Origin of the sequence: Bradyrhizobium sp. F1.4.3, assembly GCF_040548375.1 — a bacterium.
In the GTDB taxonomy this organism is placed as follows: domain Bacteria; phylum Pseudomonadota; class Alphaproteobacteria; order Rhizobiales; family Xanthobacteraceae; genus Bradyrhizobium.
This window is the reverse complement of the sequence record NZ_JBEPRN010000001.1, coordinates 848,958-874,454: the sequence shown is the minus strand read 5'-3', so window position 1 is coordinate 874,454 and position 25,497 is coordinate 848,958. Positions and strand designations below refer to the sequence as shown.

20 protein-coding genes are annotated in these 25,497 nt (G+C 63.3%); 10 read left to right on the top strand and 10 right to left on the bottom strand.

What is annotated here, in order from left to right:
* The first annotated feature begins 64 nt into the window (after nt 1-64).
* Nucleotides 65-2,353, top strand: coding sequence for an arylsulfatase (locus tag ABIB73_RS04300; RefSeq protein ID WP_354221740.1), 2,289 nt, complete (start codon nt 65-67; stop codon nt 2,351-2,353).
* Nucleotides 2,354-2,369: 16 nt separating this feature from the next.
* On the opposite strand, the gene ABIB73_RS04295 is transcribed toward ABIB73_RS04300, so the two are convergent.
* From ABIB73_RS04295 to ABIB73_RS04285, 3 genes are all read right to left on the bottom strand, one after another.
* Complete coding sequence (locus ABIB73_RS04295) at nt 2,370-2,945, bottom strand: invasion associated locus B family protein (RefSeq protein WP_354221738.1); 576 nt, start codon at nt 2,943-2,945, stop codon at nt 2,370-2,372.
* A gap of 64 nt (nt 2,946-3,009) precedes the next feature.
* Nucleotides 3,010-6,147: an efflux RND transporter permease subunit gene (locus tag ABIB73_RS04290; RefSeq protein ID WP_354221736.1), complete on the bottom strand. Its 3,138-nt coding sequence runs from the start codon at nt 6,145-6,147 to the stop codon at nt 3,010-3,012.
* Nucleotides 6,144-7,316 (bottom strand): efflux RND transporter periplasmic adaptor subunit, encoded by a 1,173-nt coding sequence (locus ABIB73_RS04285; protein ID WP_354221734.1) that lies wholly within the window; start codon nt 7,314-7,316, stop codon nt 6,144-6,146. The genes ABIB73_RS04290 and ABIB73_RS04285 overlap by 4 nt, the downstream gene beginning before the upstream one ends.
* A 391-nt stretch (nt 7,317-7,707) precedes the next feature.
* Between ABIB73_RS04285 and ABIB73_RS04280 the strand changes: the two genes are divergently transcribed.
* The 7 genes from ABIB73_RS04280 to ABIB73_RS04250 all read left to right on the top strand — a co-directional run bounded on the left by ABIB73_RS04280 (nt 7,708) and on the right by ABIB73_RS04250 (nt 16,440).
* Entirely contained in the window at nt 7,708-7,947 is a 240-nt protein-coding gene (locus ABIB73_RS04280) for a hypothetical protein (RefSeq protein WP_354221732.1), read from the top strand.
* 234 nt (nt 7,948-8,181) lie between these two features.
* Nucleotides 8,182-10,596 (top strand): TonB-dependent receptor, encoded by a 2,415-nt coding sequence (locus tag ABIB73_RS04275; protein WP_354221730.1) that lies wholly within the window; start codon nt 8,182-8,184, stop codon nt 10,594-10,596.
* Between the two features lie 289 nt (nt 10,597-10,885).
* Nucleotides 10,886-13,459, top strand: a complete 2,574-nt coding sequence (locus ABIB73_RS04270; RefSeq protein ID WP_354221728.1) for a TonB-dependent receptor — start codon at nt 10,886-10,888, stop codon at nt 13,457-13,459.
* 20 nt (nt 13,460-13,479) lie between these two features.
* On the top strand, nt 13,480-14,169 hold the full coding sequence (locus ABIB73_RS04265; RefSeq protein ID WP_354221727.1) for a Fe2+-dependent dioxygenase: 690 nt from the start codon (nt 13,480-13,482) through the stop codon (nt 14,167-14,169).
* Nucleotides 14,166-15,194 carry a tonB-system energizer ExbB gene (gene exbB / locus ABIB73_RS04260; protein WP_354221725.1) on the top strand — a complete coding sequence of 343 codons (1,029 nt, stop codon included), beginning with the start codon at nt 14,166-14,168 and terminating at the stop codon, nt 15,192-15,194. The genes ABIB73_RS04265 and exbB overlap by 4 nt, the downstream gene beginning before the upstream one ends.
* A gap of 3 nt (nt 15,195-15,197) precedes the next feature.
* Nucleotides 15,198-15,662: a TonB system transport protein ExbD gene (exbD, locus tag ABIB73_RS04255; RefSeq protein ID WP_354221723.1), complete on the top strand. Its 465-nt coding sequence runs from the start codon at nt 15,198-15,200 to the stop codon at nt 15,660-15,662.
* Nucleotides 15,663-15,678: 16 nt separating this feature from the next.
* On the top strand, nt 15,679-16,440 hold the full coding sequence (locus ABIB73_RS04250) for a TonB family protein (protein ID WP_354221721.1): 762 nt from the start codon (nt 15,679-15,681) through the stop codon (nt 16,438-16,440).
* 21 nt (nt 16,441-16,461) lie between these two features.
* On the opposite strand, the gene ABIB73_RS04245 is transcribed toward ABIB73_RS04250, so the two are convergent.
* The 7 genes from ABIB73_RS04245 to gntR all read right to left on the bottom strand — a co-directional run bounded on the left by ABIB73_RS04245 (nt 16,462) and on the right by gntR (nt 22,810).
* On the bottom strand, nt 16,462-16,884 hold the full coding sequence (locus ABIB73_RS04245; RefSeq protein ID WP_354222558.1) for a hypothetical protein: 423 nt from the start codon (nt 16,882-16,884) through the stop codon (nt 16,462-16,464).
* A gap of 64 nt (nt 16,885-16,948) precedes the next feature.
* Complete coding sequence (locus tag ABIB73_RS04240; protein ID WP_354221719.1) at nt 16,949-17,629, bottom strand: site-2 protease family protein; 681 nt, start codon at nt 17,627-17,629, stop codon at nt 16,949-16,951.
* A 93-nt stretch (nt 17,630-17,722) separates the two neighbouring features.
* Nucleotides 17,723-18,115, bottom strand: coding sequence for a GFA family protein (locus ABIB73_RS04235; RefSeq protein WP_354221717.1), 393 nt, complete (start codon nt 18,113-18,115; stop codon nt 17,723-17,725).
* Between the two features lie 7 nt (nt 18,116-18,122).
* Complete coding sequence (locus ABIB73_RS04230; RefSeq protein ID WP_354221715.1) at nt 18,123-18,869, bottom strand: SDR family NAD(P)-dependent oxidoreductase; 747 nt, start codon at nt 18,867-18,869, stop codon at nt 18,123-18,125.
* A gap of 23 nt (nt 18,870-18,892) precedes the next feature.
* Nucleotides 18,893-19,624 (bottom strand): SDR family oxidoreductase, encoded by a 732-nt coding sequence (locus ABIB73_RS04225; protein ID WP_354221713.1) that lies wholly within the window; start codon nt 19,622-19,624, stop codon nt 18,893-18,895.
* 133 nt (nt 19,625-19,757) lie between these two features.
* On the bottom strand, nt 19,758-21,587 hold the full coding sequence (locus tag ABIB73_RS04220; RefSeq protein WP_354221711.1) for an IlvD/Edd family dehydratase: 1,830 nt from the start codon (nt 21,585-21,587) through the stop codon (nt 19,758-19,760).
* A gap of 122 nt (nt 21,588-21,709) precedes the next feature.
* Nucleotides 21,710-22,810 (bottom strand): HTH-type transcriptional regulator GntR, encoded by a 1,101-nt coding sequence (gene gntR, locus ABIB73_RS04215; protein WP_354221709.1) that lies wholly within the window; start codon nt 22,808-22,810, stop codon nt 21,710-21,712.
* 205 nt (nt 22,811-23,015) lie between these two features.
* Here gntR and ABIB73_RS04210 point away from each other — a divergent pair, with 205 nt between their 5' ends.
* Complete coding sequence (locus tag ABIB73_RS04210; protein ID WP_354221707.1) at nt 23,016-24,077, top strand: ABC transporter ATP-binding protein; 1,062 nt, start codon at nt 23,016-23,018, stop codon at nt 24,075-24,077.
* A gap of 48 nt (nt 24,078-24,125) precedes the next feature.
* Complete coding sequence (locus ABIB73_RS04205) at nt 24,126-25,439, top strand: ABC transporter substrate-binding protein (RefSeq protein ID WP_354221705.1); 1,314 nt, start codon at nt 24,126-24,128, stop codon at nt 25,437-25,439.
* The last annotated feature ends 58 nt before the right edge of the window (nt 25,440-25,497 follow it).

Genomic DNA, 25,497 nt, shown 5'->3' with positions numbered 1-25,497 from the left:
AATTTAGGCGTAGCCGGGCTGCGGGTCAACCGTGCGGCTCACGCAGCAAGCAGGGGAGGATCCGATGAGCGCAGGCAGCGGCACGCCGTTTGGCGGCACAGTCGGCAAGACGGTCGCGGAGTCAAAACCCTGGTGGCCGGAGGCGCCGAGGCCGCCCGAGGGTGCGCCGAACATCCTCGTCGTGCTGTTCGACGATGTCGGCTTCTCCGATTTCGGCTGCTATGGCTCGGCGATCAAGACGCCGACCATCGACAAGCTCGCCGCGGAGGGCCTGCGCTACAGTGGATTCCACACCACGGCGATGTGCTCGACGACGCGGGCGGCGCTGCTCACCGGGCGCAACCACCATTCCGTCGGCGTCGGCTGTCTCGCCAATTTCGATTCCGGCTATCCCGGCTATCGCGGCAAGATCGCGCGCGAGGCGGGGACGCTCGCCGAGATGCTGCGTGAGCGCGGCTATCGCAACTACATGATCGGCAAATGGCACGTCACGCCGCTGACCGAGAGCGGCGCCACCGGTCCGTTCGACGGCTGGCCGCTCGGCCGCGGTTTTGACCGCTTCTACGGCTTCCTCGACGCAGAAACGGACCAGTACGCGCCCGAGCTCGTTTCCGACAACACGCATATTGATCCTCCGGGCACTTACGCCGACGGCTATCATTTGACCGAGGACCTGATCGACCAGGCCATCCGCTTCATCGGCGATCACCACGCCGATCGCCCCGATATCCCCTGGCTCACATGGGTCGCGTTGGGCGCCTGCCACGCGCCGCACCAAGCGCCGGCCGATATCATCCGAAGCTACGACGCTTCGTTTGCGCACGGCTGGGACGTCGAGCGCGAGCAGCGTCTGGCGCGCCAGAAGGCGATGAGACTGGTGCCGCCGGACACGCGGATGCCGGCGCGCAATGACGGCGTCAAAGCCTGGGAGGACCATTCAGCCGACGAGCGCCGCGTGTTCACGCGCTTGCAGGCGGCTTTCGCAGGCATGCTCGACCATTCCGACCGGCATCTGGCGCGGCTGGTTGAATTCCTGGAGACGGCTGACATTCGCGACAACACGATGATCATCGTGATGTCGGACAATGGCGCGAGCCAGGAGGGCGGGCCGCTCGGCTTCGTCAACGCTATGGGGCCGTTCAACTTCAAGCCGGAGCCGATCGCCGAAAAGCTCGCCCGCATCGACGACATCGGCGGGCCGGACACGCACAGCAATTTCCCGCATGGCTGGGCGATGGCCTCGAACACGCCGCTGCGGCGCTACAAGCAGAACACCCATGGCGGCGGCATCCGCGATCCCTTCGTCGTCAACTGGCCGAAGCGCATCGCAGCGAGAGGCGAGTTACGCCATCAGTTCGTGCATGCCAGCGACCTGACGCCGACGCTGCTGGAGCTGGTCGGTATCGAGGCGCCCAGCGCGATCGCGGGCTGCAGGCAGATGCCGCTCGAAGGCGAGAGTTTTGCGCGTTCGATCACGGATGCGGCCGCGCCCTCAAAAAGCTCGCCGCAATATTTCGAGATGTTCGGCCATCGTGGCCTCTGGCATGGCGGATGGAAGGCGGTCGCCTATCATCCGCCGGGCACGCCATTCGAGAACGACAAATGGGAGCTGTTCCATCTCGACCGGGATTTTTCCGAGACCAATGATCTCGCGACGAAGGAGCCGGAGCGCCTCGGCCAGCTGATTGCGACGTGGTGGAGAGAGGCCGAGAAGCACAACGTGCTGCCGCTCGATGATCGTTTCGGGCCGCGCTTCGCGGAGAACGCAGCACGCTTCCACGGCGCTCGACATCTTTTCGTTTTTCACGCCGGCATGGGGCATGTGCCGACCGACGTTGCACCCGACGTGCGCAGCCGCAGCTACACGATCGAGGCCCATGTCGAGATCGACGAAGTGGGCGCAAATGGCGTGCTGATCTCGCATGGCGATGCGACCTCGGGCTATAGCCTCTACGTCAAGGACGGCCATCTCGTGCACGACCTCAATATCGGCGGCAGCCACCAGATCGTGCGCTCGGGGCGCAAGGTACCGTCAGGCGGGCGGAGGCTCGGCGTCCATGTCGAGCGACTCGTGCGCAAAGAGGCGCCGGCCAAGGGCTCGCGCACCGGCGTGACCGACTATACGCTGCTGATCGACGGCGAGCCGGCCGGATCGCTCCAGACCCAGCTCGGCTTCCACACGCTGATCTCGTGGTCCGGCCTCGATATCGGCCGCGACCGCGGTAGCCCCGTATCGCACTACGCGGCGCCGTTTGCGTTCGAGGGCCGGCTGTTGCGCGTCACCGTCACCATGCACAACGACCAGACGCTCGACGGCGAGGCCGTCGGCAACGCGCAGATGGCGCGGCAGTAGCTGAGGGAGACGTTTGTTACTTGATCTTGTCGTAGGCCGTCGCAAAATCGTTGAGCGGCATCGGGATCGCGATCGTCTCCTTGGCCATGTTCTGGAAGGAGACCTTCAACTGCTTGCCTGACCGCAGGGCCGCAAGCAAATCCGGTGCGATCGGCGTCGAGGCGTAGCAGCCACGGTTTTCGCAGGTCTGGATTTGAAGGTCGACCGCCTTGCCCTCGTCGACCTGGAGCTTGGCGCCGACGGGCAGATTGAGGCCGAGCGGCAACTGAAGCAGCGCTACCGGCGAGCGGGTGTCGGGCGCGATGCGGATATTGATCAGCACGATGGTCTGGCCTGTCTTGGTCAGCACCGCGTTCTGCTCGATCGCGCATTCCAGCGGTGCGTCGCGGCTGACGCTGGTGCAGCGCGCGATCCAGCCGGGCTGCGGGGCCGCCGCGCCATCAGCCGGCGGCTGGGTCGGAGCCGGGGCGGGTTGTGCGGCCGTCGGGGCCGGCGGAGCCGCGTTCTTCTTGGCGCCCTGCTGGGCGTACGCAGCACCGGTCGACAACAGGACAGCGGCGGCGAGGACGACAAGTCTGGATTGCATGGGCATGGCGTAACCGCGTTGGCGTGAACCGAGGGCCACGCTGTAGCGTCGCGGAAGCGACGGCGCAAGCTTACTCGGCGGCTTCCTTGACGGTGCCGTGCTCGGCCGTCTCGTGCCCTTCGTCCTCGGCCGAGCGGCCCGAGAACAGGTTCGAGAACTTGTCGAGATAGAGATAGATCACCGGGGTGGTGAACAGCGTCAGCGCCTGGCTGACGATCAGGCCGCCGACCATGGCGTAGCCGAGCGGCTGGCGAATCTCGGCGCCGGTGCCGTGGCCGAGCATCAGCGGTACGCCGCCGAGCAGCGCCGCCATCGTCGTCATCATGATCGGACGGAAGCGCAGCAGCGCGGCCTGGCGGATCGATTCCTCCGGCGTGCGCCCGTCGCGCTCGGCGGCGATGGCGAAGTCGACCATCATGATGCCGTTCTTCTTCACGATGCCGATCAGTAGGATCACGCCGATCAGCGCGATCAGGCTGAACTCGAAGCCGGCAGCCATCAGGATCGCGAGCGCGCCGACGCCGGCCGAGGGCAGGGTCGACAGAATCGTGATCGGGTGGATGTAGCTCTCATAGAGGATGCCGAGGATCAGATAGACCACGACCAGCGCCGCGAGGATCAGGAGCGGCACGGTGCCGAGCGACTGCTGGAACGCCTGCGCGGTGCCCTGGAAGCTCGAATTGAGCGTCGCCGGCGCGCCGAGATCCGCCATCGCCCTCTGCACGGATTCTGTGGCCTGGCCGAGCGCCACGCCCTGGGCGAGGTTGAAGCTGATCGTGATCGCCGGGAACTGGCCCTGATGGCTGATCGAGAGCGACCGGACCGGATCGGTGGTCCAGGTCGCGAACGTCGACAGCGGCACTTGGTCGCCGGTCAGCGGCGATTTCAGATAGAGCTTGTTCAGCGAATCGAGGTTGCCCTGCATCTCCGGCAGGATTTCCAGGATCACGTGATAGCTGTTGAGCTGCGTGAAGTACTGGGCAACCTGGCGCTGACCGAAGGCGTCATAGAGCGTGTCGTCGATCAGCTGCGGCTGGATGCCGTAGCGGGAGGCGGTGTCGCGGTTGATCGTGAGCTGGACCGTGGTGCCCTGCGTCTGCTGGTCGGTCGCGACGTCGCGCAGCTCCGGCAGCGTTTGCATCTTGGCGAGAATCTTGGGCGCCCACGCGTTGAGCTCACCGAGATCGGCGTCCTGCAAGGTGAACTCGAACTGCGTGCGCGTCGGACGGCCGCCGAGGCGGACGTCCTGGGCCGCCTGCATATAAAGGCGGGCGCCGGCGACCTTCTCGAGCTTGGGACGCAGCCGCGTGATGATCTGCTGCGCGGACGCCTCGCGTTGGTTGCGTGGCTTCAAGGTGATGAACATGTTGCCGTTGTTGCCGGCCCGGCCGCTGCCGCCGATGTTCATCGCCGACGAGGCGACGTCGGGATCTTCCAGCACAATCTTGCCGAGTTCGACCTGCCGCCGCTGCATCTCGGCGAACGAAATGTCCTGCGAGGCTTCCGAAGTCGCGGTGATCAGGCCGACGTCCTGTTGCGGGAAGAAGCCCTTCGGGATCAGGATGAACAGATAGACCGACAGGGCGAGGGTCGCGAAGAAGATCGTGAGCGTGGTGCGCCGCCAGGCCAGGGCGTGATCGAGTCCATATTCGTAGCCGCGCAGCATCGCGTCGAAGGCGCGTTCGCTCCACTGGTAGAACTTGCCGTGGGTCACCTCGCCATGGGCGCGCAGGAACCGCGAGGCCATCATCGGCGTCAGCGTCAGCGACACGAACATCGAGACGAAGATCGTCATCGCCAGCACGACGGCGAATTCGCGGAACAGGCGTCCGATGATGCCGCCCATCAGCAGCAGCGGGATCAGCACCGCGACCAGCGAGATGCTGATCGACACGATGGTGAAGCCGATTTCCTTCGAGCCTCTGTAGGCGGCGGCGAGCGGCTTTTCGCCTTCCTCGATGTAGCGCGTGATGTTCTCGAGCATCACGATGGCGTCGTCGACCACGAATCCGACTGCGATCGTGAGCGCCATCAGCGACAGATTGTCGAGCGAATAGCCGAACACCCACATCAGGGCGCAGGCGCCGAGCAGCGCCAGCGGAACCGTGATGGTGGGGATGACGGTGGCCCAGAAGCTGCGCAGGAAGACGAAGATGACCATGACCACGAGGAAAATGGTCAGGAGCAGCGTGAACTGGACGTCCTCGACCGCGGCGCGGATTGTCGTGGTTCGGTCGCTGATGACCTCGATCTTGATCGCGGGCGGAATCGCGGCGACGAGACGGGGCAGGGTTGCCTTGATCCGGTCGACGGTGTCGATGACATTGGCGCCGGGCTGCTTGAACACCACCAGGAACACGCCGCGCTTGCCATTGGCCCAAGCCGCCTGCTTGGCGTCTTCGGGGCCGGTCACCGCCTGGCCGATGTCGCGGATCCGCAACGGACCGCCGTTGCGATAGGCGATGATGACGTCGTTCCAGTCCTTGGACTGCAGCAACTGGTCGTTGGCGTAGATTGTATAGGCACGCTTGTCGCCGTCGATATTGCCCTTGGGGCTGTCGACCGTGGTGATCGCGATCGCGCTGCGCACGTCCTCCAGCGACAAGCCCTTGGCGACGAGCTTGCCCGGATCGACCTGGACGCGGACGGAGGGTTTCTGCTGGCCGCCGATGAAGACCTGCGCGACGCCGGAAAGCTGGCTGATCTGCTGGGCCAGCTGGGCGTCGACCGCGTCGCTGACGGTGGTCAGCGGCAGAGTCTCGGACGTCGCCGACAACAGGAGGATCGGGGCGTCGGCCGGGTTGACCTTGCGGTAGGTCGGCGGCGAGGGCAGGTTCTTCGGCAACTGGCCGCTTGCGGCGTTGATGGCACCCTGCACGTCGTTAGCGGCGCCATCGATGCTGCGGTTGAGGTCGAACTGGATGGTGATCGACGCGGTGCCCAGATAGCTTGTGGAGGTCATCTGCGCGATGCCGGGAATCTGGGCGAACTGGCGCTCCAGCGGCTGCGCGACCGAGGAAGCCATGGTCTCCGGGCTGCCGCCCGGCAGGTTGGCCGTGATCTGGATGGTCGGGAAGTCCACCTGCGGTAGCGGCGCGACCGGCAGCAGGGGATAGGCGACAAGACCGACAAAGAGGATGCCGGCCATCAGCAGCGAGGTGCCGATGGGATAACGGATGAAGGGTGCCGAAATCCCGCCCTCGGTCATTCCTGTCGAACCTTGTTCTGTGCCGGATCCGAGCTCGCCACCGCCGTCGAGACGATGCTTCCGGGCTGTACCTTGAATTGACCGCCGGTGATCACCTGCTGACCCGGGCTGAGCCCTTCGTCGACGACCGAACGTCCGTCGATGGAATAGCTCACCTTGATCTTGTGGACCTCGGCCTTGTTGTCTGCGCCGACGGTATATGCGTAGAGGCCATTGGTTGAATGCTGGACCGCGTCATCGGGAACGATGGTCGCATCTTTCAACGTTCGCACCAGAAGGCGTGTCGAAACCGACTGTCCCGGCCACAGCGTGTGTTCCTTGTTGACGAACACCGCCTTGAGCCGAATAGTCCCGCTGGTCGTATCGACCTGGTTGTTGATGACCGCAAGCTTACCTTCGGCAAGTGTCTTTTTCCCGTCGGTTGTGAGCGCGATCACCTTGAGCGCGCCTCCCTTCTGGCCCTCGCTGATATAGGGAAGCTGATCCTCCGGCGCCGTGAAGATCACGGTGATCGGTTCGACCTGGGCGATGGTGACGATGCCGGTCTGGGTCGAGGCGTTGACGATGTTGCCAATATCGACCTGGCGGAGGCCGGCGACGCCGGTGATCGGCGACTTGACCTGGGTGTAGTCGAGCTGGGTCTGGGCGTTGGAGATCGCGGCCTCGTCGGCGGCGATCTGGGCCGTGAGCTGAGCCACGGTGGAGCGCTGGGTATCGGTCTGTTGCCGCGTCGCGAATTCGCCGAGCTTGGTGTAGCGCTGAAGGTCGAGATTGGCGTTGGCGAGATTGGCCTCGTCCTGCTGCTTTTTGGCCTTGGCCTGGTCGAGGACGGCCTGGAAGGGACGCGGATCGATCTCGACCAGCAGGTCGCCCTGGTTGACCATTTGCCCTTCGGTGAAGGCGATCTTGTCGATCTGGCCGTCGATCCGGGTCCGGACTTGTACGGTGTTGAAGCCCTGCACGGTGCCAAGGCCGGTCAGATAGACCGGGAAGTCGGCCTTCTGGACCGGCGCGACGCTCACCGGCACCGCGGGCGCCCGCGGCGGACCTTTCTGCGCGGTTTGGGTTTTCCCGGCCTCAGGCGCCGAGAATCGCTGCCAGCCGTAATAGCCACCTACGGCCACGGCTGCGATGATGAGAATCCACAGGATCGGCCGTGACTTTTTCATTTTTAATCGTATCGGCTTGTATGCCCAAAACAACGAATTGTGGGGCTGTCAAAGGGTTCCAGCAAGGCTTGTATAATACACGCCAAGTTCCAGTGTAAACAGCACTATGGGTTGAGAATCCTAAACAATTGGAAAGCTTTGCACCCCGTAGGCAACCGGTGGCGCGACGGTGTGCAGTGCTGCATTTTCCCGTCGTGAACGAGTAGCGTGCAAAAGATAGGCAGTGCTCGTAGACCGCGTGAGCAGGGCTGCGCGCGGAGCGAGCGTCCGCGCTTGCAAGGGCTGGCCGGATTGGCCTTGGCGAGAACGGTTCTAATCCGGAGATGCGGCGTTTCGGTTGTCAGGAAAATCAGCGTCGTCCATATCAACGCCGCCACAAATGGAGTGCGGGATGGACGAGCTGAACGGCAAGCTGATCGCGTGTCAGATTCTGATCACGGGGCTGATCGCGCGCGTCGCCAACGAGCAGCGCGATCCCTTGCGCTTTCTCACCGACTTCCGCGACGAGATCAGAGCCGTCGTCAACGGCGTCAACATCGCAGGCATGGAGAACAGCAATCGCGTACGCGCGGTCGCGCAGCAGAGCATCGACGAATTGTTCTCGCTGATGAAGCCGCCGAGCAGCGACTGAGCGCGGCACAAGGTGATGCACGAAGGCAAGCGCCGATGTGTCTGACTGCATCGATTTGTCGCGCGACATTTCAACGATTTCAAAATCGAAATTCTAGAATCGATTTGAACTGGATGGATTCAAGTGATCTTGCCGGTCACCCTGCATTGACCTGATTTTTCGCGATCGATAGCAACGCCTCATTGTTCGTCGCGCATGTTGCGCATCGACGAATTCGAGATGGGGTGCGTTGGAATGGGGCTGGCGATGGCTCCGCGATCGTTGCGTTCGATCGCGGGAGGAAATTCAGTTGACGAGAAGCTCGATGGAAATCCCGGCAAGGCGGTCTCGGCCGTCGCCGGCCTGATTGCGGTGGCGTCGGTGTCGAGCGGTGCACAGGCACAGCAGTCGAACCTGCCGCCGGTGACGGTCGATGCGCCGGTCGAGCGTCCGCGCCCGACTGCCTCGAAGCCCACGGCCGAACATATCCGCGCGCGCAATGCGCTTCGGCGTGCCGCACAGCGCCAGCAGGCCCAGCAGCAGTCCGCCGCCGTCTCGCCGGGCGCGAGCGGTGCCGTCGATCGCAATCCCTATGCCGATCCGGCCGCGCCCTACAAGGTCGACCACGTCCAGGCCTCCGGCAAGTTTCCCGAGCCGATGCTGAACACGCCGAAGACCATCACGGTGCTCAGCAAGGAAGTGCTCGAAGACAAGAACGCCACGACGCTGAAGGAGATCGGGCGCTCGACCGCCGGTGTGACGCTGGGGTCGGGCGAGGGCGGCAACGCGTTCGGCGACCGCTTCTTCATCCGCGGCTTCGACGCGCGCAATGACGTCTTCATCGACGGCATCCGCGATCCCGCGGTCTCGATTCGCGAGAACTTCTTCACCGAGCAGATCGAGATTTTGCGCGGACCGGCATCCTCCTATGCCGGCCGCGGCACCGCCGGCGGCGCCATCAACATCGTCACCAAGCAGGCCGGCGACGTCAACTTCAAGCGGATGGATACCGAGTTCGGCACCGACATGACCAAGCGCGTCACGCTCGACGTCAACCAGGTCATCGATCCGACCTTCTCGGTGCGCACCGGCGGCATGTTCCAGGACGCCAACGTCGCCGGCCGCAACTACGTGACTGACGATCGCTGGGGCACCTTCCTGTCGACCAAGTACACCCCGACCAACGATCTCAAGATCACGACGAACTACGTCCATACCGACCTCAGCGGTCTGCCGGATTTCGGCGTGCCCTACTACAAGCAGGGCAACGTGCCGGTGACGTCGGCCGGCATTCCGCGCGGTAGCTGGTACGGCTTCCTCAACCGCGACTTCCAGACCGCGCGGCAGGATTTCGGCACCGCGACGGCCGAGTACAAGGTCAACGACGCCATCACCCTGAGCAGCAAGGTGCGCGGCGAGCACTCGCTGCTCAACTATATCGGCACGCTGCCGCAGAACCCTGTGACGACCAGCCTCAATCCGCTGCTGTGGACCACGACGGCGAGCGCGCAGAGCCGCTACCAGACCGTGGATGTGTGGGCCAACCAGAACGAGGCCACCTTCAAGCTCGACACCGGCGGGGTCAAGCACACCGCGGTGTTTGGCGTCGAATACACCAACGAGAACATCTCGATCGACCGTTACTCGGGTCTCGCGTCGGAACTGGCCGGCTCCGGCTTCACGAGCAACGGGGCGGTCTCGGGGGTCAATCTCTACTCCCCTCAGTACACGAATATCTCTGGCTTCGGCGCGCCTTCGCTGACGGGCAATCCGACGCGCTATGGCGTCAACACCAGCAGCGTGTACGTCATGGACACCGCCAACTGGCAGGACACGATCATCCTGAACGGCGGCATCCGCTATGACGGCTACAACATGAGCTCGTCGACCAACTCCGCCTATCTGAAAATGAACTCCGATCTGGTGAACTACAATTTGGGCTTGGTCTACAAGCCGACGTCGATCGGCAGCATCTATGCCGCCTATGCAACCTCGGCCAATCCGTTCGGGTCGGAGCTTGATGCAACCGGCACCGATTACGGTGGTGTTCCCGCCAATACGACTGTTCTGCTGGGACCCGAGCGCAACAAGGCGGCCGAGCTCGGGACCAAGTGGGAGCTGGCGGATCGTCACCTGCTGGTCAGCACTGCGCTGTTCCAGACCACGAAGGACAACGCGCGCGAGACCAACGCCGCGGGCCTGCTCACCTCGGGCGCGGCCTACCGGATCCAGGGCATCGACATCGAGGCCGAGGGCAAGATCACCGACCGCTGGAGCATCTTCGGCGGGCTGGTGCTGATGCAGTCGAAGGTCACGCAGAGCACCATCGCCTCAAACCTCGGTCTGCAGCTTGCCAACGTCGCTCACCAGTCGTTCAGCATGCTCACCAAGTACAAGTTCGACGGCGACTGGGAAGTCGGCGGGCAGGCGGTGTACCGCTCGAAGGTCTATGGCGGCACGTTCGCGGCCAATACCGGCAACGAGCTGCCGAGCTATTGGCGCTTCGACGCGTTCGTCGAAAAGAAGATCGACAAGAACTGGACCATGAAGTTCTACGCACAGAACCTCACCAACAAGCTCTACTACGACACCCTCTATCGCAGCGCCGTGCCGTTCGTGGCGGTCGCACCGGGACGAGCGTTCTATCTCATCACGACGGCCAAGTTCTGATTGCGCCGATCTACATCCGGATGTCTGCCATGGCAGGCATCCCATTGCTTCAGCAACCGATCGCGATGCGCGGGATCGGCATCTCAAGGACAAATGTCGGCACCACTTTAGAACACTTACAAACTCGAGTTTAGAACCGTTTCAAACTGGAGTTTAGAATCGTTTTGATCTGGACCGATTCAAGAATGCCACTGCCGTGATTGCGTTGACCCCATATGCCCCGCTCGATACGACCAATGTGTCGCATTGTCGCAATGCGACATATTGCAGAAATGAAGTGGGGCGTCAGATGGGTACGGCAAGGGCTCCGCGGTCGTTGCGTTCGACCGCGGCACGGGGATCACTAGGCGACAATTTCGACGCGGCAACCGGCAGGACTGTTTCTGCCGTCGCGAGTTTGATTGCCGTCGCGTCGGTTTCAAGCGGGGCGCAGGCCCAGCAGTCCAACCTGCCTCCCGTGACAGTCGATGCGCCGCAGGAGCGGCCGCGTCCTGCAGCTTCGAAGCCGACGGCTGATCAGGTTCGCGCGCGCAATGCGCTGCGGCGGGCGGCGCAGCGGCAGCAGGCTGCAACGGCACCGGTCGTCCCGACGAATGCACCGGCTGCGGATCGCGATCCGTACGCAAATCCCGCCGCGCCTTACATGGCCACTCGGGTGCAGGCATCGGGCAAATTCCCTGAGCCAATCCTCAATACGCCAAAATCGATCACGGTGCTTACAAAGGATGTGCTCGAGGACAAGAACGCCACGACACTGAAGCAGGCGATCCTCAGCACCGCCGGCGTCACATTGGGCACGGGCGAGGGTGGCAACGCCTTCGGCGACCGCTTCTTCATCCGCGGCTTCGATGCCCGCAACGACATCTTCATCGACGGCGTGCGCGATTCCGGCGTGAGTGTCCGCGAGAACTTCTTCACCGAGCAGGTCGAGATCCTGCGCGGTCCCGGCTCGACCTTCGCCGGACGCGGTGTCGCCGGTGGTGCGATCAACATCGTGACCAAGCAGGCGACGACGGAGAAGAGCTTCTATAACATGGATACCACGTTTGGCACCGACCAGACCAAGCGTGTGACGCTCGACGTCAACCAGGTGATCAACCCGACGCTCGCGATTCGTGCCGGCGGTCTGTTCCAGGATGCGGATGTCGCGGGCCGAGACCGAGTTAAGGACAATCGCGATGGTGCCTTCGTCGCCACGACTTGGAAGCCGACCGACGCAATCACGATCACCGGCAACTACATCCACACAGAGCTGACCGGCATTCCCGATTTCGGCGTGCCGTATTACCGGCCGAGCATGACATCGACAGCTGGCGGTCCGTTCCCGGACTTCGGCGTCAACCGCAACAATTTCTACGGCTTCGTCAATCGCGACTTTTATCGGACCGGGCAGGACATCGGCACGATCAATGCGGAAGTCCAGATCACGCCCGATTTGTTGCTCACCAACAAGATCCGGGAATCGCACTCGACGCAGAACTATATCGGCACGCTGCCGGAATCGCCGACGCTGGCCGCTGGCGCTCCGTTTACGGCTTATACGCTGACTGCAAACCCGCAGAGCCGCTACCAGGCAACGGACGTGTTCGCCAATCAGACCGAGGCGACGTACAAGTTCAACGATTATGTCGGCTTCAGGCATACGTTGCTTGCAGGCATCGAATACGACAATGAACGATCGTCGATTGATAGCTATACGGGGCTTGGCTCTGAGATCACGACGGGGACGACAGTTTTCACCGGCAGCGGATCGACGTCCGGCGTCAGCGTCTTTAATCCGCAAGCCACCGACAATCCGTTCCCGATACCGGGAGGCCTCACGGGCAGGCCAACCAAGATCGGAATTGAGACCGTCAGCGGCTACGTGATGGATAGCGCGAACTATCGCGACCTCCTGATCCTCAACGGCGGTTTCCGCTACGACGATTACTCGATCAAGACTTCCGGCTACGGCACGATCTCAGGTGTAACGACCTCTGGCAGCCAGCAGGCCCAGTTCGGCATTCCCGACTTCAACCTCGGTTTGACCCTGAAGCCGCTGCCGAACGGAAGCGTCTACGCTGCCTATGCGACTTCGGCCAATCCTGTCGGCGCCGAGTTCGATGGTACGAGCACTGCCTATGGCGGCATCAATCCGGTGCTCGCCGGCGGCAATACCCAGATCTTCGGGCCGGAAAAGAATAAGGCGATTGAGATCGGCACGAAGTGGGAGCTCTTTGACCGTCGTCTGCTCGTGACGGCGGCGTTGTTCCAGACCGAAAAGGAAAATGCGCGCGAAGCGCAAAATATCACCGCCGCGACGCCAGCGGCCAAAATACCGGCCGGCTGTTCGTATTCGCCGCCGGCCGGAACAACGACCGTGTCCTGCATCACGGCGGGCGCAGCCTACCGCATTCGCGGCATCGATCTCGGCGTCGGCGGCAAGATCACCGACAAATGGAGTGTGTTCGGCGGCCTCGTGCTGATGCAATCGGAGGTCACGAAGTCGCTGGCACCGTCGCCCAACACGGCGCTCTACCCAACGAATGTCGGCCTGCCGCTCGCGAATATTGCTCATCAGTCCTTCAGCATGCTCTCGAAATATCAGATCAACGACATCTGGGAACTGGGCGGGCAGGCGGTCTACCGTTCCAAGATCTACGGCGGCACCTTGCTCGCGGCCAACCAGGGCACGTCGATCCCGAGCTACTGGCGTTTCGACGTGTTCGCGGAAGCCAAGATCAACAAGAACTGGCAGGTGAAGCTGTTCGTGAACAACATCTTCGACAAGCGCTACTACGACGCGCTGTACCAGAGCGCTGCGCCCTTCGTGCTGGAAGCACCGGGACGCGCCGCCTATCTGGTTCTGTCGGCGCGCTACTGATGGAGACATAAAGAGGTGCCATGCTGACATGCATAGACGGCGTCCTGAGCAAGGAAGATGTGGCGGAGTTCCGCCGCATCATGGACGCCAGCGAATGGGAAGACGGCCGTTCCACCGCGGGCGCGCAGTCAGCAATGGTCAAGCGCAACGAGCAGTTGCCTCCTGACAGCGAGGTCGCGCGCAAGCTGGGCAACCGCATTATTTCGGCGTTGACGTCGAATCCGCGGTTTCTGGCTGCCGCAATCCCGCTCGAGATCTTTCCGCCGCTGTTCAACCGCTATGCGGCGAACAGCGGCCACCATTTCGGCCTCCACGTCGACAATGCCATCCGCGGCGACCGGCTCACCGGTCTTCGCATCCGCACGGACCTGTCGGTCACGCTGTTCCTCAGCGAGCCCGAGGAGTACGACGGTGGCGAACTTGTGATCGAGGACACCTACGGTTCGCACGAAGTCAAGTTGCCAGCGGGGGACTGCGTGCTCTATCCCTCGACCAGCCTCCATCTGGTCACCCCGGTGACCCGGGGAACGCGGGTTGCGTCTTTCTTCTGGCTTCAGAGCATGGTACGGGACGATCAAGCCCGCAGCATGATCTTTGACCTCGACACCGCCATTCAGGCGCTGGTGCAACGACTCGGGCGTGACGATCCCGAAACGGTCAAATTGACGGGTATCTATCACAACCTCATTCGCTACTGGGCCGAAGTATGAAGATCACATCTTTCCACGCAAGCTTCGCCGCAGCCGTGCTGCTGACGGTCACCTGGCTCGCAGTCCCCGTTTCTGCCCAGACACAAACCCAGCCGGCGGCGCCAGCCCGGCCGGCGGTGCAGGCACCCACGGCGGTTCAACCGCCTGCGGCTGCTTCCGCAACCGCGGCACAGCCAAGCGTGGCGACGCCGGCCGCACCATCGACGGCGGCGGCCTCGACGCCCGCTACCGCGGCGCCCGGCGCTTCTTCGACCGATGCGGTGACGGCCCCGGCCTCCGACGCAGCACAGGCCGAGGCGAGCGGTCGCAATTTGAAATCGGCCGTTGCGCCAGCCATGAAGGAATTGTCGCCCTGGGTGATGTTCATGTCGGCGGACATCATCGTGAAGGGGGTGATGATCGGGCTTGCCTTTGCATCGCTCATGACCTGGACCGTCTTCATCGCGAAGTCGGTCGAACTGTCGGTCGCCTCCGCCAAGCTGCGTTCGGCGCTGAAGAAGGTTGCCGAGGCGCGGTCGCTTGCGGAAGCGCAGATGGCGCTCGGCGCCAAGGAGGGCGTCCTGCCGTCCTTCCTCGCAGCAGCGCTGCGCGAGGCGCGGATGTCGGCCGGCATCTCCAGCGACACCGGCATCAAGGAGCGTGCGGCCTCGAGCTTCGCCGAGATCGTGCGCGCGGAGCAGCGGCGCATCCGCATCGGCATGGGCGTGCTTGCGACCATCGGCGCCACGTCGCCCTTCGTTGGCCTGTTCGGTACGGTCTGGGGCATCATGAACAGCTTCATCGGCATCTCGAAGTCGCAGACCACGAACCTCGCCGTGGTTGCGCCCGGCATCGCCGAGGCGCTGCTCGCCACCGCGATCGGCCTCGTTGCCGCGATCCCCGCCGTGATCATCTACAATCACTTCGCGCGCATGACGAAGGGCTATCTCGAGCTCGTCAGCCGCGCCTCCGGCGCGTCGGCGCGGCTGTTGTCGCGCGATCTCGACCGCAGCCATGGCAGCGTGCATTCGCGCGCGGCGGAGTGAACCATGGGCGCTTCGATCGCAGACAACGACGTCGATGACGACGATTTCACCGAAACGCATGACATCAATGTCACGCCGTTCATCGACGTCATTCTGGTCCTGCTGATCATCTTCATGGTTGCAGCACCGCTGTCGACGGTCGATCTGCCGATCGACCTGCCGACGTCGACATCGACGCCGCAGAAGAAGCCGGACAAGCCGACCTATGTCACCATCAAGCCGGATCTTTCCGTGGCAATCGGCGAGACCTTCGTCAAGCGTGTCGATCTGGTCAGTGCGCTCGACAACACGCCGGACATGGCCAAGGACAAATACATCTTCCTGCGCGCCGATCGCGCGGTGCCCTATGGCGAGCTGATGGAGGTGCTGGAGTTCCTCAACAAGGGAGGCTATTCCAAGGTCAAGCTGGTGACGCTGGAGGGCGTCCCGGGGGCCGCACCGCCGCCGGCGACGCCACCGAAGCCGTGACCAAGGCCTGAAGCCGATGTCCGATCTCGATCTGAAGTCGTCCCGATTGCCGTGGGTCCTCGCCGCGTTGGTCGCTGTCGCGCTCCATCTCGGCGGCGCAGCGCTTGCGCTCGCCAATCTGCGCGCCGACGAGCCGGACGTCATCGCAGACCCGCAAGGTATCGAGGTCGGACTTGAGGCGATGTCGCCCAATGGCGAGCCCAGCGAGCTGCCGCCGGGACCGGACTCGAACGAGTCTGTCGCATCACCCGAGCTGACCGAGCAGAAGGCGGAGTTGAAGGAGAGCAGCCTTCCCAAGGACATCCCGATGGAGGCCGAGGACGCCGACCGGGCCGTGACGATGAACGAGACCAAGAAGCCGGTCGAGGAGGAAACCAAGGAATCAGTGGTCCCGACGGCTGCCTCGGTGGCCTCGCCCGCCGCTGAAGCCACCGCGATGCCGACCTCCGACGTGGAGAAGAAGAGCGATCGCTCGGTTCGCATTCGCCAGGGGTGGGAAAAGGATCTGGTCGCGCATCTCGACCGGCACAAGCGCTACCCCAAGGGCCTGTTCAAGGCGGCAGAACTCTCGGTTCGGATGACGCTCGACCGGCTCGGCCATGTGGTCTCGGTCGTCATCGAAAAGGGCTCGGGCGATCCGGCCTTCGACGACGCGGCCATCGGAATGGTCAAGCGCTCCGATCCCGTGCCGACGCCGCCGCCGCTGGTCGCGGACGACGGGCTGACATTCGTCCTGCCGGTGATCTTCAGGAAGAACGAGAAGGCCGGAAAGGGCTGAGGCCGCGTCGCGGCGGCCGCCTTAGCGCCAGTAGTACTTGATCGAGACGTAGACCACGACCAGGCAGGCGAAAATCAGCGCTACCGGGAGCGGGCGCTTCTGGGTTCCGCCAACCGCGGCCGCCCCGAAGAAGCCGGTCTTCTTCGGCTTGGGGGCCGGGCGCCGGAAGGCGGTAACATTGTCCGCCACAGGCTCAGGCGACCGCGTGCGGACGTCGGGCGGGTTCCCGGCACCGCCCATCTCCAGATAGTAGGACTTATAGAGTTCGGCGATGGTGGCCTCGGTCGCCTCGGCCTCGCTCGTCTGCTCCAGCAGCTTCTTGTAGCCGGCGAGGAAGCCCTGTGCGTCCGGAGGCAGCGCGGACAATCCATTCAGCTTGGCCATCATCTTCCAGGTGGCGAAATCGGCGCGGGCACGGGTGTCGGCGCGTCGCGCGATCAGCATATCGGCAGCTTTGACCAAGTTGGCCTCTAGCCCTTCGGCTTTGTCTTCAAGTGTATTGCTTCAACTACGCATTGCCGGTCAGCAAGAGAACAGCCTGAATCACATAACCGGTCAACGTTCGCAGTATTGCTGAAATAACATCAAGATTTAGACCGAACTGGGAACCCGCCAAAGGCAGCAGGATCAGCAGCACGATCAGGATCAGCATGCCAAACGGCTCGAGCCGCGCCAGCGGCAGGGCGAGCGGCCGGGGCAACAGCCCGACCGCAACCCGTCCGCCATCGAGCGGCGGGATCGGCATCATGTTGAACACCGCCAGCACGGCGTTGATCAGGATCGCGTTCTTGAGGTTGTCGGCGATCCATTGCGCCGAGTTCGCGGGCGCAAGTGGCAGGGCGTGGACAGCTAGGGCCGCCACCAGTGCCAGCAGGATATTGGTGACGGGACCGGCCAGCGCCACCCAGACCATGTCCAGTTTCGGGTTGTTGAGATTGCGAAAATTCACCGGCACCGGCTTGGCATAGCCGAACAGGAACGGCGAATGCGCAAACAGCAGCATCGCGGGCAGGATCAGGGTGCCGAACGGGTCGATGTGCCGAAACGGGTTGAAGCTGACGCGTCCGAGCTGCCAGGCGGTGTTGTCGCCGAGACGGTGCGCGACGAAGCCGTGCGCGGCCTCGTGGAAGGTGATGGCGAGCAGCAGCGGCAGCACCCAGACGGAGAGATCATAGAGGGAGATGTTCAATTGCGGAGGGCCCGGTTCGTGCCTGATGAGTTCGGCGTAACACGTTTCCCCCGCTACGGCGAACCGTCAGTGCTGCCCGGCAGGTGTTTGCCGTCAGGACGGAATCGTCGTCTGATATTGCGGCAGGCCGTCGTCGAGATTCAGCCAGTCCGGCTTTTCCTGCACCCAGATGTGCTCGGTCGGCGCAAACGCGTTGCGGTCGTCGAAGGTTGCGAGCGCGACACCGGCGGCGGTGCCGTTGCGCCGCCAGGAGAACAGGCGCGTGCCGCATTGCTTGCAGAAGACGCGATCGACATTCTCCGATGATGGATAGCGCCCGGTCTCTCCCTCAACGCTCAGTGCGGTCTGCGGAAATAGCGCCCGGGCGAAGAACGGTGAGCCCATCGCCTTCTGGCAGTTGCGGCAGTGGCAGATGCGGACGTTGAGCGGGTCGCCCTCCGCCTTGAACCGCACCGCGCCGCACAGGCATCCACCCTCCCGGATCATGGCTCTCTCAATAGGTTGCCCGTCCACCAGAAATATCAAACACCGCGCCGGTGGAGAAGGCACAATCTTCGGACGCAAGCCAGGCCACCATCGCGGCGAGCTCTTCGACCAGCACGAAGCGACCCTTGGGAATTTTCGACAGCATGAAATCGATATGCGGCTGCGTCATCTGGTCGAAGATCGCGGTTTTTGCCGCCGCCGGCGTCACCGCATTCACGAGGATGTCATGCTGGGCAAGCTCCTTGCCCAGCGACTTCGTCAACGCGATCAGGCCGGCCTTGGAGGCCGAGTAGTGCGAGGCGTTGGGATTGCCTTCCTTGCCGGCGATGGAGGCAATGTTCACGATCCGCCCGTATTTCTGCTTGAGCATTTCGGGCACGATCGCCTTGCAGCAGATGAAGGGGCCGTCGAGGTTGATGCGCAGCACCTTGCGCCATTCATCGAGATCGGTCTCCCAGACCGTCTTGTTGATGCCGGCGATGCCGGCATTGTTGACGAGGATGTCGATCTTGCCGAAGGCGGAAAGGGTCGCGTCGCGCGCCTGCTCGACGCCTGCGGTGTCGGTGATGTCGACCTTGAAAACGCGAACGTCGCCGCCGATTTCCTTGGCGGTCCTCTCCGCCAGCGCCGCATCGAAATCCCAGATCGCCACCTTGGCGCCCGAGGCGACGAAGCGCTGAACGATGGCGCGGCCAAAACCCTGCGCGCCACCGGTGACGATGGCGACGCGGCCGTCGAGATCGATCTTGTTCATGCTGGAGGCCTTGTTCCTGGACGTCAGAGCATGTAGCCGCCGTCGACGACGAGGTCGACGCCGGTGGTGAAGGCGCTTTCGTCACTGCCGAGATAGACCGCCATGGATGCGATTTCGTCGGCGGTGCCGAGCCGGCCCATCTTCTGGCGGGAGACGAACATCTCCTTGCCCTGCGGGCCCTGCGCGGCGGCGCGGTCGAGCATCGAGGGCGTCTCGACGGTGCCGGGGCAGATGCTGTTGCAGCGGATGCCCTTGGTGATGAAGTCGAGCGCGACCGCGCGCGTCAGCAGCGAGACCGCGGCCTTCGAGGCGCTGTAGACATAGCGGTTGGCGGGCGGACGCAGCGCCGCGCAGGACGAGATGTTGACGATGCTGCCACCTCCGCCTGCCAGCATCTCGGGCAGGAAGGCCCTGATGGTCCGGTGCATCGATTTGACGTTGAGGTCAAACGAAAAGTCAAAATCCTCTTCGGAGCAATCCAGGATGGTGCCGTGGTGCACGAAGCCCGCCGCATTGAGCAGGATGTCGACCTTGCCGATGCGCTTGGCGAAGGCGTTGACGTCGGCGGTGTTGCGAACGTCGAGCTTTGCCGTCTCGGCGATGCCTTCCTTGACCAGGCTCGCGATGCCGCTTTCATTGATGTCGGTGGCGATGACGGATGCGCCTTCACGCGCGAATGCGATGGCGCAGGCGCGCCCGATGCCGGCTGCTGCGGCGGTGACGACGGCGCGCTTTCCCTTGAGGCGGTCTGCCATTTTCTTTTCCCTTGTGTTCATTCGAATGCCAACCCCACGTCATTGCGAGGAGCTCTTGCGACGAAGCAATCCAGGGTCTCTCCGCAGAGGCAGACTGGATTGCTTCGCTTCGCTCGCAATGACGGTGTGGCTGTCAGTGATTATCCCGCGCGACGCCGAACGTGCCGGCGACGTTCTGATATCGCGTGGCAAGCTCCATGCAGGCGCCGGTCGACTGCTGGCCGACGGTGTTGCGGTAGAGCTCCTGCCACGGCGTCTGGTTCGGCGGATGCTTGAAGCCGCCATTGGCCTTGAGCTCGGCATGGCGCTTCTTCACCTCGTCGTCCGAGATCAGGATATTGGCGCTGCCCTTGTTGAGGTCGATGCGCACCTTGTCGCCGGTCTTGAGGATCGCAAGCCCGCCATTGGCGGCGGCTTCGGGTGAAGCATTCAGGATCGACGGCGAACCCGAGGTGCCGGACTGGCGGCCGTCGCCGATGCAGGGCAGGGAGTGGATGCCGCGTTTGATCAGCGCTGCCGGGGGCTGCATGTTCACGACCTCGGCGCCGCCGGGATAGCCGATCGGGCCGGTGCCGCGGACGAACAGCACGCAGCGCTCGTCGATGTCGAGGGAGGGATCGTCGATCCGCTCGTGGTAGTCCTCCGGTCCTTCGAACACGACGGCGCGGCCCTCGAAGGCGTTGAGGTCCTTGGGGTTGCTGAGATAGCGGTCGCGAAACTCCTTCGAGATCACGCTGGTCTTCATGATGGCGGAATCGAACAGATTGCCCTTCAGCACCAGGAAGCCGGCGTCCTTCACCAGCGGCTTGTCGTAAGCCCAGATCACATCATTGTCCGGCTTCGGCGCATTGGCGCAGTTCTCGCCGATGCCGCGGCCGTTGACCGTGACTGCGTCCTCGTGGATGCGCTTGTGCTTCATCAATTCACGCACCACCGCCGGCACGCCGCCGGCGCGGTGGAATTCTTCGCCGAGATAGAAGCCGGCCGGCTGCATGTTGACGAGCAGCGGCACGTCGTGGCCGACCTTCTGCCAGTCGTCGATCGACAGCTCCACGCCGATGTGGCGGGCGAGCGCGTTGATGTGAATCGGCGCGTTGGTCGAGCCGCCAATCGCCGAATTGATCACGATGCAATTCTCGAACGCCTTGCGGGTCAGGATGTCGGAGGGCTTCAGATCCTCCCAGACCATCTCGACGGCGCGCTTGCCGGTCTCGTAGGCGATCTGGCCGCGCTCGCGATAGGGCGCGGGGATTGCCGCGCATCCCGGCAGCGAGAAGCCGAGCGCTTCGGCGAGCCCGTTCATGGTGGAGGCGGTGCCCATGGTGTTGCAATGGCCGACCGAGGGCGCCGATGAGGCCACGATCTCCATGAACTCGTCATAGTCGATCTCGCCGGCGGCAAGCCGCTCGCGCGACTTCCAGACGATGGTGCCGGAGCCGGTGCGTTCGCCATTGTGCCAGCCGTTGAGCATCGGGCCGCCCGACAGCACGATCGCGGGCAGGTTGACGGTCGCTGCCGCCATCATGCAGGCGGGCGTGGTCTTGTCGCAGCCGGTGGTCAGCACCACACCATCGAGCGGATAGCCGTAGAGGATCTCGACCAGGCCGAGATAGGCAAGGTTGCGGTCGAGCGCCGCGGTCGGGCGCTTGCCGGTCTCCTGGATCGGATGGGTCGGGAATTCCATCGCAATGCCGCCGGCCTCGCGGATGCCTTCGCGGACGCGATGCGCAAGCTCGATATGGTGGCGGTTGCAGGGGGAGAGGTCGTTGCCGGTTTGCGCGATGCCGATGATCGGTTTGCCGGACTGGAGCTCGGCGCGGGTCAGGCCGTAGTTCAAATAGCGCTCCAGATAGAGCGCCGTCATGCCCGGATTATGCGGGTTGTTGAACCATTCCTGCGAGCGAAGATGGCGGCGAGTGCCGTTACCGGCGGGCGGGTGCCCATTGGTTGGCTTTTTTGTCATTGGTTTCTCCTGCAATGCAAACGCACCGGCGTCCGTTTTAGCGTGTCGGCTTGTGCGATGCCCAACGGCGTGAGCGATGGTCTGCCTGCCCGTTGGCGGGTCGTTTCCTCACAAGTCCGATACTAATCATGGCCACTTGGTAACGCTACCATTTTGTTCGCGGCGCCCGCGCCGGTTGGGGCTGGCCTGCTGTCCGAACGCCGCAACGACGAGCTCTGGCGCTCCATCACCTTGAAGCCGAGATCGAGCACCGGCCGCTCCGGGCGCCGTCCTTCGATCGCGTCGATCAGCATGGTGGCGGCGGTCCGGCCCATTTCATAGCGGTTGGTGCGCACGCTGGTGAGGGTCGGGACGGCGGACGCCATGAATTCGAGGTCGTTGAATCCGATGATCGCGATTTGCTCGGGGATCGCGATCTCGCGGCGGCGGCATTCGAAGAGCACGCCGAGCGCCAAATCATCATTGGCGCAGAACACGGCGTCGAGATCGGGCGACTTGGCCAGGAGATCCGTGAACAGCGTGCCGCCGAGCGTGACGGAGGTTGGCGTTGCGGTGGCGACGATCAGGCGCTGGTCGAACAGGCCTGCGTCCTTCATGGCGGCCTGGTAGCCGTCGAGCCGCCGCTGCACCCGCGGGTCCATGCGCGCACCGACGAATCCGATCTTGCGGTGGCCTTGTCCGAACAGGTGGGCGATCGCCGCGCGCGCTGCATCATAGTGCGAAAAGCCGATCATCATGTCGACCGGGTTCGGCCCGATCTCCATGATCTGCACGATCGGGCAGTCGGTGGCCTCGAGCATCGCGCGCGATTCCGCGGTCTGATCGATGCCGGTGACGATCAGCCCGGCCGGCTTCTGCGCAAGAAAGATGCGCAGAAGTTTCTCCTCCTGGAGGATACTGTAGCGTGTGTTGGAGAGCTGGATCGAATACCGGCTGCCTTCGGAGGCGTCATAGATGCCGCGTAGCACGTCGGAAAATACGTTGTTGGTCAGTGACGGAATCAAGACACCGATCACTTCGGTGCGCTGCGAAGCCAGCGCGCGTGCCGCAAGGTTGGGCACGTAGCCGAGCTCTCTGGCCGCGCTGTCGACCCGCGTCCGCTTGGCGACCGACAGCGCCTCGGGATTGCGGAAGAAGCGGGAGGCGGTGATCGGGCTGACGCCAGCGAGTTCGGCGACTTCCGCCAGCCGGATTTTGCCAGACTTGGTGCGCTTTCGACCCATTTGCTGCTCTTAACACAGTCACTCCCGCAAACAAAGGAACGTTGACAGCGCTACCAGCAACGACTAACCAAAGACAAATTGCCAAAACCGCACAAACTGCCGACAATGTCGCCTGCTAAGACCGGGCTTCGTTTCGGCGAAGTTCAGAAAAAACAAGACGGTGGCGGCGCGACAGTTGCGTCGTCGAGTCGGAGGAGGGAGCTAGATGTCGTCTGTGCAAATCCGCGACGTGCGGAAATCGTTCGGCAACTTTGAAGTCCTGCACGGCGTCTCGATTCCGATCGAGGACGGTCAGTTCGTCGTCTTGGTTGGCCCCTCCGGCTGCGGCAAGTCGACGCTCCTGCGCATGCTCGCAGGCCTCGAGAACATCACCTCCGGCACGATCTCGATCGGCGACCGCGTCGTCAACAATGTCCAGCCCAAGGAGCGGGACATTGCGATGGTGTTCCAGAACTACGCGCTCTATCCGCACATGACCGTCGGCGAGAACATGGGCTTCTCGCTGAAGCTGCGGAATGCGGGCTCGGATGAGATCAACAAGCGCGTCAAGCGCGCCGCGGAAATTCTGGCGCTGTCGCCGCTGCTCGATCGCTATCCGCGCCAGCTCTCCGGCGGCCAGCGCCAGCGCGTCGCCATGGGCCGCGCCATCGTGCGCGATCCGCAGGTGTTCCTGTTCGACGAGCCCCTGTCGAACCTCGATGCCAAGCTGCGCGTCGCCATGCGCACCGAGATCAAGGAACTGCACCAGCGGCTGAAGACCACGACCGTTTACGTCACCCACGACCAGATCGAGGCCATGACCATGGCCGACAAGATCGTCGTCATGCATGACGGCATCGTCGAGCAGATGGGTACGCCGCTCGAGCTCTACGACAAGCCGGAAAACCAGTTCGTCGCCGGCTTCATCGGCTCCCCCGCGATGAACTTCCTCAAGGGCCACGTGCGGGTCAACGGTGTTGCCACCTTCGAGGGGCCGAACGGCGTCAAGCTGCCGCTCGCGACTGCGCCGACCGCGTCCGACGGTCGGCCCGCGGTCTATGGCGTCCGTCCCGAGCATTTCACCATCGCTGACGACGGCGCCGAGGCCGAGATCGTCGTGGTCGAGCCGACCGGCTCGGAGACTCAGGTGTTTGCCAAGGTCGGCGGCGAGCAGGTTGTCGCCATCTTTCGCGAACGCCACCAGTTCAATCCCGGCGACAAGATCAGGCTGAAGCCCGACCCGTCCCTGGTTCACTTGTTTGATGAGCCGACCGGTAAACGCATGTAGCGACGTAAGACCAAACCAATACAAATATAAAAAATCAGGGAGAGAACGATGAGCGATTTCAACAGGCGTAGTGTGCTTAAAGCCAGCCTGGGCGGCGCAGCATTGCTCGCCGGCCCCGGCATCGTGCCAGTCCGCGCAGCGGAGTGGACCAACACGCCGGAGCCGAATGCGTCCATTCGCGTGCTGCGCTGGAAGCAGTTCATCCAGGCCGAGTTCGACAAGTTCGCCGAGCAGACCAAGAAATTCTCGGAAAAGACCGGCATCAAGGTGAAGCTCGAGGCCGAGAGCTGGGAGGACATCCGTCCGAAGGCTGCGGTCGCCGCCAATGTCGGCGCCGGTCCCGACCTGATCATCGGCACGCTCGACGATCCGCACAAATTCCCGGAAAAGCTGATCGACATGACTGACATCGCCGACTATCTCGGCAAGCAGTATGGCGGCTGGTATCCGGTTGCCGAGCGCTACGGCAAGAAGGGCAACAGCTGGATCGCTATCCCGCAAGGCGCGACCGGCGGCTGCCTGAACTACCGCATCAGCCACGTGAAGGCTGCGGGCTTCGAGCAATTCCCCAAGGATACCGACGGCTTCCTCAAGCTGTGCCAGGCCTTGAAGAAGAACAACACGCCGGCCGGCTTCGCGCTCGGCCATGCCACCGGCGACGCCAACGGCTGGTGCCAGTGGGCGTTGTGGGCGTTCGGCGGCAAGGTCGTCAACGACAAGAACGAGGTCGTGATCGACTCGCCGGAGACGATCGCCGCGCTCGAATACGTCAAGCAGCTCTATGCGACGTTCATCCCGGGTGTGCTGTCGTGGAACGACTCGAACAACAACAAGGCGTTCCTCAACGGCGAACTCAGTCTGACCCTGAACGGCATCTCGATCTGGACGGTCGGCAAGAACTCGCCCGATCCGAAGCAGCAGGAGATCGCCAAGGACATGGACCACGCGCCGATGCCGATCGGTCCCGTCGGCGTGTCCACCGAGCAGCAGAACGTGCTGGTCTACTACGGCTACAAGCACTCGAAGTACCCGAAGTCGGTGAAGGAATACATCAAGTTCATGATGGACAAGGAGAACTACGACGCGTGGGAGGTCGCCTCCAACGGCTACGTTTCGCCGCCGCTGCCGGCCTACAACGACAATCCGGTGTGGACCTCCGATCCCAAGATCACACCGTACCGCGACTGCCTGAAGCGCTGCCGCGACAACGGCTATGCCGGTGATCTCGGATATGCCTCGGCCGCCGTCATGGGCGACTTCGTCGTGGTCGACATGTTCGCGGAAGCGGCCTCCGGACAGGCCACGCCGAAGGAAGCAGCCGCCCGCGCCGCCGAGCGCGCCAAGCGCTACTACCAGGTCTGATCAGCCACAGACGGCGGCGTCCAGCTCGCTGGGCGCCGCCGTCGTCGTTTCCGTGAGG

Coding starts and splice junctions, on each gene's coding strand:
- ABIB73_RS04210 (WP_354221707.1), top strand. CDS start 23,016: ATGTCGTCTGTGCAAATCCGCGACGTGCGGAAATCGTTCGGCAACTTT.
- ABIB73_RS04245 (WP_354222558.1), bottom strand. CDS start 16,884: ATGCTGATCGCGCGACGCGCCGACACCCGTGCCCGCGCCGATTTCGCC.
- ABIB73_RS04285 (WP_354221734.1), bottom strand. CDS start 7,316: ATGAAAAAGTCACGGCCGATCCTGTGGATTCTCATCATCGCAGCCGTG.
- ABIB73_RS04250 (WP_354221721.1), top strand. CDS start 15,679: ATGTCCGATCTCGATCTGAAGTCGTCCCGATTGCCGTGGGTCCTCGCC.
- ABIB73_RS04230 (WP_354221715.1), bottom strand. CDS start 18,869: ATGAACAAGATCGATCTCGACGGCCGCGTCGCCATCGTCACCGGTGGC.
- ABIB73_RS04290 (WP_354221736.1), bottom strand. CDS start 6,147: ATGACCGAGGGCGGGATTTCGGCACCCTTCATCCGTTATCCCATCGGC.
- ABIB73_RS04220 (WP_354221711.1), bottom strand. CDS start 21,587: ATGACAAAAAAGCCAACCAATGGGCACCCGCCCGCCGGTAACGGCACT.
- ABIB73_RS04205 (WP_354221705.1), top strand. CDS start 24,126: ATGAGCGATTTCAACAGGCGTAGTGTGCTTAAAGCCAGCCTGGGCGGC.
- ABIB73_RS04275 (WP_354221730.1), top strand. CDS start 8,182: ATGGGGCTGGCGATGGCTCCGCGATCGTTGCGTTCGATCGCGGGAGGA.
- ABIB73_RS04295 (WP_354221738.1), bottom strand. CDS start 2,945: ATGCCCATGCAATCCAGACTTGTCGTCCTCGCCGCCGCTGTCCTGTTG.
- ABIB73_RS04235 (WP_354221717.1), bottom strand. CDS start 18,115: ATGATCCGGGAGGGTGGATGCCTGTGCGGCGCGGTGCGGTTCAAGGCG.
- exbB (WP_354221725.1), top strand. CDS start 14,166: ATGAAGATCACATCTTTCCACGCAAGCTTCGCCGCAGCCGTGCTGCTG.
- ABIB73_RS04270 (WP_354221728.1), top strand. CDS start 10,886: ATGGGTACGGCAAGGGCTCCGCGGTCGTTGCGTTCGACCGCGGCACGG.
- ABIB73_RS04280 (WP_354221732.1), top strand. CDS start 7,708: ATGGACGAGCTGAACGGCAAGCTGATCGCGTGTCAGATTCTGATCACG.
- ABIB73_RS04225 (WP_354221713.1), bottom strand. CDS start 19,624: ATGGCAGACCGCCTCAAGGGAAAGCGCGCCGTCGTCACCGCCGCAGCA.
- gntR (WP_354221709.1), bottom strand. CDS start 22,810: ATGGGTCGAAAGCGCACCAAGTCTGGCAAAATCCGGCTGGCGGAAGTC.
- exbD (WP_354221723.1), top strand. CDS start 15,198: ATGGGCGCTTCGATCGCAGACAACGACGTCGATGACGACGATTTCACC.
- ABIB73_RS04300 (WP_354221740.1), top strand. CDS start 65: ATGAGCGCAGGCAGCGGCACGCCGTTTGGCGGCACAGTCGGCAAGACG.
- ABIB73_RS04265 (WP_354221727.1), top strand. CDS start 13,480: ATGCTGACATGCATAGACGGCGTCCTGAGCAAGGAAGATGTGGCGGAG.